We start from the raw sequence: 12,411 nt of genomic DNA on the forward strand, positions 1-12,411 counted from the left end.
GTTTCGCTCTCTATCAACCCCTGTGGTACGCGTTATACTGCTTCGGCACTTAACGTCACCACAGGGAGTGGATGGTTATGCCAAGGATTATGGCTGCTGCAGTTTTGATGTTTATTTTCTCGTCTTCGGCTGCTGCCGATATCTATACCTGGACAGACGCCAGCGGCGTGGTTCATTTCACCGATTCCCCGCCACCGGATAAACGTCACCAGACGGTTGAAGTGGCTACCCCGGTAACCGTACCCATGGCGAATAACCTTCGTCAGCACAAGCGTGTTTCGGGTATCCGCAGGCAGGTAAAAGGGTTGCTCTCATCTGATCGAAAAGGTGATGCATCCCGAAAAAAATCGAAAGCAAAGGCCAATGCGAAACAGAAGAAAGCCTGTGCGAATTACCGACGCAAGCTGGCGCAGGTTCAATCACAGCTTCGGGCCGGCTATGGTAATAGCAAGGGCAACAGCCTACGCAGCAAACGCCGTAGTCTCGGTCAGGCGTTGAGTCGGGAGTGTATTTTGCGCTGATGCTGTAGACTGGTGTGTAGTAAGCACCCTAACAAACAAAGGTTTTTCATGCTCTGTCAGGTTTCTTTGGTTGGAATACTGGTTTGAACACCACACCGTTATCTCATCTACAGTTAGCCATCCTCCTAGGGATGACCGTTGCCTTGGGACCGCTGGCACTTGATGCGTATCTGCCTGCATTCCCTGAAATCGCTGATGAACTGGGTATTGGGCATGGTGGTGTGGGGCTTACCTTGAGCGCCTATGTGGGGGCTTTGGGCCTCGCGCAGTTGCTAGGTGGGCCATTGTCCGACCGCTACGGCCGGCAGCAGGTTCTGTTCGCCGGGCTGGTGGTATTTGCCTGCGCTGCGTTTATGGTTGCCCAGGCCCAAACGCTGTCGGATATGCTGGGTTGGCGGATTGTGCAGGGTGTTGGTGGTGCTTTCTGTGCGGTGTCTGTGCCGGCCATTGTTCGTGATCAAACCAGCGGACAGGACGCAGCGCGACTGTTTGGATTGATAGGTTTGGTCATGTTTATTGCACCTGCCGCGGCACCCTCCATTGGTTCAGCGCTGCTTTATTTCAGGGAATGGCATGCGATCTTCCTAATGCTGGCGGGCTATGCGGCCTTGCTGGCTGTTGTTCTGCACTTTGTATTGTTTCGGCGCTTGCCAGCTCGGCCTAAAGTTCAAACCCCTGTGTCTACGCTGGTTACCAACTATGGGCTTGTGCTTCGCCACCGAGTAACCATGCGCTTTGTCGGATTACAGGCCCTGTGCTTCAGCGCCATGCTGGTGTTTATCACCCACGCATCGTTTATCTATCAGGAGTGGTTTGGGCTATCAAATGCCATGTTCTCCGGGCTGTTTGCGGCCAATATAGTGGCCATGGCCAGCATGAACCTACTCAACCGACGCTTGCTCAACAGTTTCCAGTCGGTGCAAATTCTTAGAGCCTGCGTATTTTTACAGGCAATCGCGATTAGTGCGTTGGTAATCTGCGCATGGGCTGGCGCGCCCTACTGGGTTATAGCCGCTTGTATTATTGTCGCGGTTGGCTTTATGGGAGCCATTATTCCCAACAACATGGCCAATGCGTTGGAGTTCTTTCCTCACCTTGGCGGGACGGCCGCGGCGATGCTGGGGGCTGCGCAGTTCACCATTGCCGGAGCCATAAGCGCACTTTCAGCTACGTTGGCTGGCGGAACACTGCTGCCTATCGTGCTGGTTATGGCTATTTGTGTCTTTGGTGCGGCCGTATTGGCGGCAGGTGGGCCGAGTGCGGTTGCGCGGGAGAATCAAGTATAGCCTAGCTTCGCTTGGTTCTTCCTGCGTTGCTCTGCTTGGCGATTGAGGCCCGTGAGCTAATGCCCTGGTCAATGTACAGCACCGCATCCGTTATCTGGGGGAACATGTGCTCATCCAGCACATACTCACCCAAGGCCGCAGAGTGCGTGAGAGTGTCCCGAACCGGGCCAATGAGGCTGACCAGGTAAAGTTGAACGCCCTGTTCCCGCAGATTTTCGATCACGCTTTCCAGCATGATCAGTGACGTGCTGTCGATGCTACTCACAGCCTGCGCATCTAGTATCACAGCCTTGAGCCCACCCTCGGGGCGCCGTTTCATCAGGCTGTATAACCGCGACTTGAAGTAGTCCTTGTTGGCAAAATACAGAGGCGCATCAAAACGGAAAATCAACAAATCTTTGCGCACGCTAATGGTCTCGAAACGGTGGATGTTCCGATAAAGATCTTCACCATCGAGCTTGCCCAGCTCAGTCATGTGCGGTGTTGTGCTGTTGTATATGACCAGTAGCAGCGACACGGCCACGCCTACTAGCAACCCCTGCTGAACGCCCAGTAGTAGAGTGATCACGAAGGTGACCAGTAGGATTACAAATTCCTTTCTGTCCTGCTGGAACAGGGTTTTCATCTCTTTGTACTTGAACAGCCCCAATACCGACATCACGATGATTGCGGCCAGAACGGCTTTCGGTAAGGGGTAGTCGGTAAACAGCGGCGTAAGAAAAACCACGGTAATGGCGATCAGTGCAGAGGAAATGATCGCCGATACCTGAGTCAGTGCGCCCGCCTCTCGCAGCGCGGCACTGCGTGAAAAACTGGCAGACACAGGAAAGCTCCGGAACATGGCGCCTAGGGCATTTGCCAAGCCGAGGGCAATCAGTTCCTGATTTGGCAGTACATTGCGCTTATCTTTTGGCGATTCTTGTGACTTGCAGATCGACATGGTGCCCACAAACCCCATCAGGGCCACGGTGAATGCCACGGGTAATAATTCGCGAAGTTTTGCGAAATCTATATCGGGTATTTGCAGGGCAGGGAAGCCTCGCGGTACCGAGTTAATCACATCTACCCCAACCTGGCCGGCATGAAATAGCCCCGATAGCAGCATGGTGCCAACCAGCAAAATCAGTGCGTTCGGCAGCTTGGGTAAATGGCGTTTGCACAGAAAAATAAACAACAGGCTCGTCACAGAAATCCCGATGGTCACACCGTGCCAATTGCCTATATTTATCAGCAACTGATAACCGAGATCCAGCACGTTAGCGCTATCTACATGAACGCCTGTCAGGCTCTGAAGCTGGCTACCGATGATGATAATGGCTGCCGCCGAGGTGTAGCCAACAACAACGGGGTAGGAGAGGAAATTGACGATAAAGCCAAACCGCAGCACCCCGAACAGAAACTGAATCAAACCAACCAGCAACGTCAGCTCTACAGCCAGTTGCAGGTAGTGATCCGAGCCAGGCTCGGCGAGTACGCTGAGGCCAGAAAGAATAAGGATGGCATCCAGCGCCACCGGCCCAATGGAAATTTTGTTGGAAGTGCCCAACAGGGCGTATAAAAGTGGTGGGAAGATGGAGGCATACAGCCCGAACTCGGGCGGTAAACCAGCCAGCACCGCGTAGCCCATGCTTTGTGGGATCAGCATAACGCCAATAACCAGGCCTGATACTACGTCCCGTCTTAACGTATGGGCCGTATATCCCTGCAGCCAAAGCAAACCAGGTAGTAATTTGTAGAGCATAAACGCAGTATTTCGCTTGAGGGCTGAACTGCAAGTGTGTGGAAATCAATTGGCTGAATCAAGAAGTATCAGCCGGCAGGTCAGTAAGCTCCGCGGATCAAATCGATTCCCGGAGTCAGCACTTCTCTCCATGCATCTCCAAGTTGCTTGGTGTATTCGGGATCATGAAGGTGAACGGTTTTCATCAGTGCGTCCAGCCACAACGTGTACCACTCAGGCTTGATGTTAAAATTCGCCCGGTTGTGGCTCTCGCCAAGTGCCTTTAGTTTGCGATCCGGCATGCCCCGTGCGGTTAGTATTAGCTGCAGAATGCCATGTCGCAGAAGGTGGCGCTGGGCGCTCATGTCTGTATCCAAAAAACGGTTCTTGATGGCTTCAGAACTCGACATGAAATGATCGTAGAAATCGACAAAAAACTCGTCACGGTTGCAGCATCTTCCATAACTTTGAAAAACCAGATCAGTGTTGTTCATGTGCAGTAACTGTCCTTGAAAAATGGCGGTAATTTAAGTAGGGCGCTAAGGGTAATGGTTGAATGGGATTTATTCAGTTGAGTTTTGTTAACGCTAAAACTAGCGAAGCCTCTTCAGGCTGCGGGATTGATGATAATGTCGGACCGGTGCATGATTTACTGGGAATCATAGAGGCAGCGATCAAGAAACAAGATTGTTGCTGAATACAAAACGGGAAAAAGAGGCGCTATATTGTGACACAACTGCTGCTGAATGCTGACGTAGGTGAGAGTCTTGGCCCATGGGTTATGGGAAACGATGCGGCACTGATGCCTATGTTGGATCTGGCAAATATTGCCTGCGGTTTTCACGCCTCTGACCCCGACATCATGCGCGCTACGGTGCGCCTGGCTTCAACGCATGGTGTGATGATTGGTGCACACCCGGCCTATCCGGATCTGGTGGGGTTCGGTCGCAGATCTATGGCTTGTACTCCAGAGCAGGTGGAAAATCTGGTGCTTTATCAGGTCGGCGCGCTGTCGGCTACGTGTAAGGCCGAGGGTGCACAGCTGCACTATGTTAAACCCCATGGTGCTTTGTACAACGACATGGCAGGCGACCACGATCTGTTGGCTGCAGTAATGCGTGGCGTGCAGGCTTTTGACTCTGGGCTTGTACTCGTTGTACCAGCAACTAATGAGCCAGAGCCTGTGCGGGTGATGGCTAAGGAGTACGGCCTGCAGTTGTGGTTCGAAGTGTTTGCGGATCGAGCTTATCACCAGAACGGACGCCTGGTATCTCGTAGCAAAAAAGGCGCGGTTCATCATGATCAAAAGCTCATTGTTGAACAGGCTATCCGTTTTGCAGAAGGGTTGCCGATACAGACGGTGGAAGGGCAAGATCTGATCCTGCAGGCAGACACTTTATGTGTTCACGGCGACAACGAAGCTTCCATACTGGCCGCGCAAGCCATTCGTGCCGCCTTGGCAAAGACTGATCATCTATAGGACCTCTCCACGGGCAGGGCCCACAAGCCTGGTCAGAGCGTGAGGGTTACTCCTTACACTCTTGAAAAATTGCTAGATGTTATAATCTGAGGTTGTAAGCCAACTGCCAAGGGAGACATAACAATGGCGAAAAAGAAGGCAATGCCTACGAAACACAGTGCAGTGCAGCGGGATCTCAAAACCCCGAAATATCAAATGCGCGTGGTTGAAGACAAAAGCAAATACCGCCGCAACCGGGACAAGAGCGTTCGGATGGAGGATTTTCGCAAGGCTGCCTGAGAGGTGGTTTTACGAAAATCCTTTTTTGCGTCTGGACAGCGTTCATGATGTCCGTGATAACCGGGCCGGCCTGTAAGAAGAGCTGCCAGATGAACCGGATCTTGAGCCCGTTAACGCTGAAAGTGTTAAAGTCTTCGGTCTTTTACTGACCGATGGTGGCTGAAGAAGCGTGACAAACCAAGTAACACCTAGCCCAACTCCCTCACTGGCTGGCGGCGCCAGTATCATCGCAGGCGTTTGCATAGGCGCCGGCATGCTTGGCTTACCCAGTTCCGGCGCCGGAGCCTGGACCCTGTGGTCTAGCCTGGCGCTAATGCTCACCATGGTGGTGATGACTTTATCTGGCTGGATGCTGCTTGAAGCTTTTAAGCATTATGACCTGAGAGCGTCGTTTAATACCGTTACCAAATCCATGCTCGGGGCGCGGGTTAATGTTTTCAGTAACCTGACGGTTTATTTTGTGGGCGGCATCTTGCTTTATGCCTACATCACATCTTCAGGGCTGATCATCCAGAGCCTCGCCGGGGTGGATAGCAAGCTGGCATCTGTGGTGTTTGTGTTGCTGTTCTCATTGGTTGTCTGGCATTCCACCCGTGCGGTGGACCGGCTTTCAGTGGTGCTTGTAACCTTCATGGTGTTGAGCTTCATCCTGGGAGTATCTGGCCTTGCCACCCGGATTGACCCCAGTACACTGTTTGACGCCGCTAACCATGGCGGCCAATACGCTCCATATGCTCTGGCCATGCTGCCGGTGGCGCTAACTTCCTTTGGTTACCATCACTCAGTCGCCTCGCTGCGTGCCTATTATGGCGAAGAACGAAAAGCCCAGAAGGCGATTCTCGGCGGCACTCTGGTGGCCCTGTTGTTTTATCTTGCCTGGCTTGTGAGCATTTTTGGAAACCTGCCCCGGGCAGATTTCGGCCCAGTTGTCGTCCGGGGTGGTGATGTGGATGTGTTGTTAACGGCTCTGGGGTCTGCAATCGATTCGGAGCAGGTTGCCAATATAATTAGCGTCTTTTCCTCTGCAGCCATCTTGTCGTCTTTTATAGGCCTCGGTCTGGGTACATTCGATTTTATAGCAGACCTGCTGGGTTTTAAAAACGATCGCAAAGGGCGAACCAAAACCTGGGCAATCACTTTTCTTCCGCCTTTATTACTCTCGCTATTTGCCCCTTTCGGCTTCGTATTGGCCATCGGCTACGCCGGCGCTGCGGCGGCAGTCTGGGCATGCATCATTCCGGCTTTGTTAGCGCGGAAATCAAGGATGCTGGAAGGTGGCAGAGCGGGTTTTATGGCCCCTGGTGGAAACGCTGCCATTGTATTGGTGCTTGTTTTTGGTGTGTTGACTGTGCTGTTCCACTTTATGGGGATGGCAGGGTGGTTGCCAGAGGTTGAGTTGGGTGTGAGGTAATTAGCAGCCAGGGGTGACTTTCAGCCCACCTCAAATTCAATTCTGTGCAGGCCGTCTATCAGAGCGTCACAAACCTGCTCCTGGTTAAGGCGATCTCCCGGAATCGTCAAATCGGCATAACGGGCATACAAGGTGGATCGCTCCTTATAGAGCTCAAGGAGCGATTGATCCGGCCTCTTTGAAATACCTCTGAGGCTGTAGTCGCCAATTCTCGCGATCATCGTATCCAGAGAGATATCGAGGAACACAACGGTGCCCCCGGTTTTAAGATGTGCCATGGCTTTATCACTATACACGGCGCTTCCGCCAGTGCTGATAACATGCCGCTGCACATTCACACTCAACAGCACCTGTTCTTCTGCCTCGCGCAGCGCGACATGGCCATCCTCGTCAACAATGCCCTGGAGTGTGCGGCCGGTTTCCTGCTGTATCAGCAAATCTGTGTCGAGAAAGCCCAGCCCCAGCCTCTTGGCAATCAGAACACCCACCGTACTTTTGCCGCTGCCTGGCATGCCGACAAAAATGAGGTTGCGAGACTCTGCTAGCATTTTGTGTACCCCAGTTCGCAAAACCGTTTAACGCTCATTCCTGTTTGGCTTCCGCCCGCCGACAGGCCGCGGCGGTAAACAGCACGTCGGTGGAAGAGTTCAGAGCGGTTTCGGTGGAATCCTGCACCACGCTGATTACGAAGCCAATGGCAACCACCTGCATGGCAACTTCAATGGGCACCCCGAACAGACTTGTAGCCATGGGAATCAAAAGCAGCGAGCCTCCCGCGACACCGGAAACGCCGCAAGCAGCTAAGGCCGAGACCACGCAAAGAATCAGTGCGGTGGGGAAATCAACAGGAATGCCAAGGGTATTCGCTGTAGCCAGAGTAATTACTGAAATGGTTATCGCGGCACCGGCCATGTTGATGGTCGCGCCCAGGGGAATAGATATTGAGTAGGTGTCTGCATCCAGCTTCATGCGCTCACACAGCGCAAGGTTAACGGGTATGTTAGCTGCCGAACTGCGAGTAAAAAAGGCGGTGATGGCACTGCCGCGCAAGCATTCGAACACCAGCGGGTACGGGTTGCGGCGGGTCTGCCAGAATACGAGCAACGGATTTGTCACCAGCGCCACAAACACCATGCAGCCCACAATAACGCCAAGTAGCTGGCCATACTCAAGCAGGGCGCCAAGGCCCGACTCGGCCAGTGTATTGGCAACAAGCCCGAAAATGCCTAAAGGCGCAAGGCGGATAACGCCACGAACGATTCCGGAGACGGCGTCAGAAAGATCGTTAAGGCCTTGGCGCGTGGACTCGCTGGCTGTACGCAACATAAAGCCAAGACCAATCGCCCATACCAATATGGCAATGAAGTTGCCTTCCATCAGTGCGGTTACGGGGTTGGCTACAGCGCTGAGCACCAAGTTTTCCAGTATTTCTGCAACGCCCGAAGGCGGGTTTCCACTTACACCCGTCAGATCTAGCGTCAGCTCAGTCGGTATCAGGAAGCTGGCAACCACGGCAACCACTGCTGCGGCAAGCGTTCCAACGATATAAAGGACCAGCACGCCGCGAATATGGGTGGGCTGCCCCTGCTTGTGCCCTGCAATGGCTGCAGCCACCAATACAAAAACCAACACAGGCGCCACAGCTTTTAATGCTGAGACAAACAGCTGACCGAGAAGCGAGACAGAGCTTGCAGCCTCTGGCGATATAATCACCAGCAGCACACCTGCAACAATGCCGATGGCAATCTGAGAAACAAGACTTAGCCGCATCACAGGTCGGAAAATAGAGCTCAATCCAGAAAACATGAAAACCTCAGGGTGTAGTTTTTAAACGGACCAGTATCTAGTCGGCGATTGATAAAATAGTCGAATACGTAAGGCAGGGGAGTGTAAACGAGTTGCCTGCTTGGTAAAACGATTCAGTTTCCAGTGTTCCTGTTGCACGAGAGGACTGATGCTTTTCTGGAGTGGCCTGCTCAGTTGATCCCGTTTTCAATTTCATCTCTTAGTGTTTTGTGGCAATGCCCTTAGTACATTTTAGTTGTCTAACCCGTGACCCGCGAATACTGGGAATGGTGCGTCAGCTATTAGAGAGAGAGGTTTACATTCACTAATCCTGAATTAATGATAAGTTCGGGTTTGAAGGTAGTGGGTTCGACTGGCACTCGGATTTTGGAACTTGGCATGCGGAAGACGACATATGCTCCCGCAAGGCACACCTGACCGGGATAGCTTGGTTAGCGGAGAGGGGCGGTATCGAGGGACTTATCAACTAGAAACCGACTTAAGGGAAGGGTAGCGTTATGTACGACTGGATAGTTGATCACCAAAAAGTGCTTTCTGTGTGTGCCAGTTTAGGCTCGGTGGTTATCTGGTTGGTCTACGCTCAACTTCTGTACTTGGGGTTTCGGCGGCAACGCAGTCCTCGACTTATTATCAACCGTGGCCGCAATAAAGACATCAATGCGCTCTGTCTTATCAGCAACATGAGTGCAGAGGCAGTTTTCATTGAGTACATCATCGCTGAACTCGAGACCTCGGAAGGCATCATCACTATGGATGTTACTGATTTCGAACAGGAATACAGCGAAGGCGATGAAAACCCAGAGGGGCCGCGCGGTCAGTCAATCTCAAATCGGCGAGCACGGAACGTTATGGATAATATCAGGCAGGGTCCAATGGAGTCCGGTGGCTTTTTGCACATTGGTACTTTCAGCGAGCTCATACAGCGGCTTGCCCGCGATGAAGGCATTAGGATGCACGGACATAGGCCTCAGGGTGACTTGGAGTTCACCCGACTAACGCTGCGCCTTATCGGCATATACGGGCCTGAAAGTATGCCCATTGGCGCAGAGCGAAGTTTTGATCTCACGTTCAGCGCTGACAAGTTATCGTTGAGGCCAGTCTCGTGGGATACAAAACGGTTGGCGTCGCTATGGCAGCGCCATAAGTTGCGCAAGACCGTTGAAAAACTGAACGCGACGGACTTTTCATCGGCTTCGTCGTTTTGTCATGTGGATCGTGAGGAGAATGTTGAAAATCGGTCAGCAGCCGAACAAGCGAGTAAGGAAAATTAAGCTGTCTTGTGGATTTTTCTGGAACCTAAATCTACCGCACTCATGAGTGTCCCATTAGGAGGCCAGAAACGAAAAAGCCCGCTAATAAGCGGGCTAAGTCGTTGAATTCTAATGGTGCCCGGAGGCGGCACCATTTTCAAGTTGCATGTTGTCTCATCTCGACGCTAAGTGTCTGATCTGTATTCTTAAATCTTCCTAAGGCCCAAAAGCCCTGTATCGTTCTGTCTCATCAGACCGCACCTAGTAGTGCGGCTAATGATGGGGCAGATGATGGGACAATCAGGTTTGGAGGATAGGAAAATGCCGAAATTGGCAGCGGAACTGGGAGCGCTTCAGGTAAAGCGGCTTTCTCATGGAACAGTTACAAAAGCGCAGAACGGTAAAAAAGTCGGCGATCCGTGCAAAAAGATGCATGCGGTGGGTGGTGTCGCAGGGTTGAGTCTGTATTGTCGCCCTCCAACGAAGCCGAAGTCTGTAGGGGCACGCTCTTGGATATTACGGACAGTTATTGGAGAAAACCGTGTCGATCTTGGCCTAGGATCATATCCTGAGGTGCCCCTGGCGCAGGCTAGGGATAAAGCGCGTGAGATTAAAGATAAAATCCGATTCGAGGGATATGACCCAATTGCAGCGCAAAGAGCTGCCAAGTCGCAGTTGATTGCTGATAAAGCAAAGCAACGGACTTTCGCCGATGTGGCTCAGCAATATTTTGAGAAAAAATGTCTTGAGTTCAGGGGGGTGAACCCGAAGAAACAGGCGCGTCGACTTGAGCAACACCTTGAGGACTATTGCCTACATCTTCTTGGGAACATGCTTATGGCTGATCTTGAAACAAGACATGTTGTCTTGGCGCTGAACGCGATCTGGCTAGAGAAAACAAGTACTGCAGAACGCGTCCGAATTACGATCAACAACATATGCGAAATGGTTCAAAACGATGGTGTACTCCGGAATGGACTCAACCCAGGACGCTGGCGGGGTAATCTGGAATATTTTCTTGCATCCCCTGCAGCTATCCACGACGAAGAGCACCAGCCGACTTTAGGCTACGAGTCGCTACCTCGATTCTGGAAATTGCTGCAGCAGCGCGACACGATTCCTGCAAGGGCATTGGAGTTCCAGGTGCTTACCGCGGCTCGGCCCGGTGAGGTGCGCTTTGCTGAGTGGAAGGAGATTGATTTTAAGGAGAGGGTATGGACTGTTCCCGGATGGAAGATCAAAGGCAGGAAAGATAAGAGAAAAAACCACAAAGTGCCGCTGACAAAACGGGCGATCGAAATTCTAAAAATGATGCCACGAGATGGCGGCGTTTATATTTTTCCGGGATATCGTGGCAAAGAAACAATGAGTGAAAATGCCCTCAATTTGACGGTGAAAGAGATTCATCTAGCTGATTCTAAGGCCGGCGGGCCGGGGTTTATAGACCTGGAGTCTGGCAAGGTAGGCACTGCTCATGGCATGCGCTCGGCCTTTAAGGATTTCTCGACTGAGGAAGGGCATGTTGACGACTATGTTTCTGAGCTTGCGCTGTCGCACCTCGAAACATCATCTGCCCGATCTGCTTATAAGAGGGGGCAGTTGATCCCTAAGCGGCGGAAGTTGATGAATAGCTTTGAAAAGTATGTGTCTGCGCTTGTGAAGACAGAAAATTAGTAAAAAATTCATATTGAAAGGCGGCTGTTTTGCCGCCACGCCAGCTTGGTTGGCTTAAGTAACGTACTCCTTGCTAGCGCACTACTTCCGTATTAATTACGGATATGAAGTGCGAACCAATCAGGCTGGGGAAACGCACTTGGGAACATGAGTAATACCCGAGTGCTTGAAAAAAACTTTACATTTACAAGTATTGTTCAGTGCCATATTCGGGAGAAAAGTAAGTTTTCTCTACAAATACTTGGGTTCAGATAATTTTTGAAGCGACTGATCGCCGCAGAACTCTTGATTTGTCGTGTTTATGAGATCAATAATTTCCTTTTCCGCTTCTTTGAAATCATTCCTAGGCATAAACTCAATTTTTATTCCGATGGCTGACATTGCATCTATTATTCGTCTTTGATGCGGCTTGTATTCAAATGATGGAGTGCTCGAACTTGAGTACTCTTCGTTTGAATGATTGATACAGTCATTAATAGTTTTTAAAAGTGTCTCGTATTTATAGCCTGGTGTTAGTTGTCCATTTTTTGAGTAAGGGAAAACTAAGTTATACCACTTGAAAGTGTCTATAGAATCTTTTTTTATTCTTTCCTTTCTTTTTAGTTCATCGTTCAGATAATCTTTGAACGTATTAATGTTTAGTAGGTGGTTGGATATGGCATTAGTCTTGGCAGTTGAGATGTAATTAAGAACGGCAAAGTATATGCCAAGTACTGTAAAGGCCGTAATGGTCAAAGAAAGAGTAGTGCTGAAAGCTGCCGTAGATAGTTCTATAAAGTCGAGAAAGTTTTTTATGCAACTTTTTTCGATGCAGATATCTCTTTGAAAAGCCCCAGAGTCTTGAAGTCCGGTAAAAAATAGAAATACTGATATGCAACTTCCGACTATAAATATTCCGATAGAAGCCTTGGCGGCTTTTCGAAATTTACCCTCTAGCAGCCTGTCGGACTTGCACCTGACAGACAGCGTTTAAAGTGATCTTGT

At 51.0% G+C, this 12,411-nt stretch carries 12 protein-coding genes; 7 read left to right on the forward strand and 5 right to left on the reverse strand.

The features are described 5' to 3' along the window. The first annotated feature begins 77 nt into the window (after positions 1-77). Positions 78-521, forward strand: a complete 444-nt coding sequence (locus ACTH3S_RS08330; protein WP_441808551.1) for a DUF4124 domain-containing protein — start codon at positions 78-80, stop codon at positions 519-521. Positions 522-604: 83 nt separating this feature from the next. Further along, positions 605-1,807: a multidrug effflux MFS transporter gene (locus ACTH3S_RS08335; protein ID WP_441808552.1), complete on the forward strand. Its 1,203-nt coding sequence runs from the start codon at positions 605-607 to the stop codon at positions 1,805-1,807. A 1-nt stretch (position 1,808) separates the two neighbouring features. Here the strand turns inward: ACTH3S_RS08335 and ACTH3S_RS08340 are convergent, their stop codons facing one another. Together ACTH3S_RS08340 and ACTH3S_RS08345 are read right to left on the reverse strand one after the other, a co-directional pair. After that, complete coding sequence (locus tag ACTH3S_RS08340; RefSeq protein ID WP_441808553.1) at positions 1,809-3,548, reverse strand: SulP family inorganic anion transporter; 1,740 nt, start codon at positions 3,546-3,548, stop codon at positions 1,809-1,811. A gap of 80 nt (positions 3,549-3,628) precedes the next feature. After that, positions 3,629-4,021 carry a globin gene (locus ACTH3S_RS08345; RefSeq protein ID WP_441808554.1) on the reverse strand — a complete coding sequence of 131 codons (393 nt, stop codon included), beginning with the start codon at positions 4,019-4,021 and terminating at the stop codon, positions 3,629-3,631. Between the two features lie 233 nt (positions 4,022-4,254). On the opposite strand from ACTH3S_RS08345, the gene ACTH3S_RS08350 reads away from it, so the two are divergent. From ACTH3S_RS08350 to ACTH3S_RS08360, 3 genes are all read left to right on the forward strand, one after another. Further along, complete coding sequence (locus tag ACTH3S_RS08350) at positions 4,255-5,007, forward strand: 5-oxoprolinase subunit PxpA (protein ID WP_441808555.1); 753 nt, start codon at positions 4,255-4,257, stop codon at positions 5,005-5,007. 123 nt (positions 5,008-5,130) lie between these two features. Then, a complete protein-coding gene (locus ACTH3S_RS08355; RefSeq protein ID WP_441808556.1) occupies positions 5,131-5,286 on the forward strand; it encodes a hypothetical protein in 156 nt (51 codons plus the stop codon). Positions 5,287-5,455: 169 nt separating this feature from the next. Next, positions 5,456-6,697, forward strand: a complete 1,242-nt coding sequence (locus ACTH3S_RS08360) for an aromatic amino acid transporter (protein ID WP_441808557.1) — start codon at positions 5,456-5,458, stop codon at positions 6,695-6,697. A gap of 20 nt (positions 6,698-6,717) precedes the next feature. Here ACTH3S_RS08360 and ACTH3S_RS08365 read toward each other — a convergent pair whose 3' ends face one another. Together ACTH3S_RS08365 and sstT are read right to left on the reverse strand one after the other, a co-directional pair. After that, complete coding sequence (locus ACTH3S_RS08365; protein ID WP_441808558.1) at positions 6,718-7,245, reverse strand: shikimate kinase; 528 nt, start codon at positions 7,243-7,245, stop codon at positions 6,718-6,720. A gap of 34 nt (positions 7,246-7,279) precedes the next feature. Then, entirely contained in the window at positions 7,280-8,503 is a 1,224-nt protein-coding gene (gene sstT / locus ACTH3S_RS08370) for a serine/threonine transporter SstT (RefSeq protein WP_441808559.1), read from the reverse strand. A gap of 497 nt (positions 8,504-9,000) precedes the next feature. Here sstT and ACTH3S_RS08375 point away from each other — a divergent pair, with 497 nt between their 5' ends. Both ACTH3S_RS08375 and ACTH3S_RS08380 read left to right on the forward strand, forming a co-directional pair. Further along, entirely contained in the window at positions 9,001-9,774 is a 774-nt protein-coding gene (locus ACTH3S_RS08375) for a hypothetical protein (protein WP_441808560.1), read from the forward strand. Between the two features lie 300 nt (positions 9,775-10,074). Next, positions 10,075-11,427: a tyrosine-type recombinase/integrase gene (locus ACTH3S_RS08380; protein ID WP_441808561.1), complete on the forward strand. Its 1,353-nt coding sequence runs from the start codon at positions 10,075-10,077 to the stop codon at positions 11,425-11,427. A 231-nt stretch (positions 11,428-11,658) separates the two neighbouring features. Here the strand turns inward: ACTH3S_RS08380 and ACTH3S_RS08385 are convergent, their stop codons facing one another. Then, complete coding sequence (locus tag ACTH3S_RS08385) at positions 11,659-12,393, reverse strand: retron Ec48 family effector membrane protein (RefSeq protein WP_441808563.1); 735 nt, start codon at positions 12,391-12,393, stop codon at positions 11,659-11,661. Positions 12,394-12,411 lie beyond the last annotated feature (18 nt).

Origin of the sequence: Marinobacter sp., assembly GCF_052094685.1 — a bacterium.
Lineage (GTDB): Bacteria > Pseudomonadota > Gammaproteobacteria > Pseudomonadales > Oleiphilaceae > Marinobacter.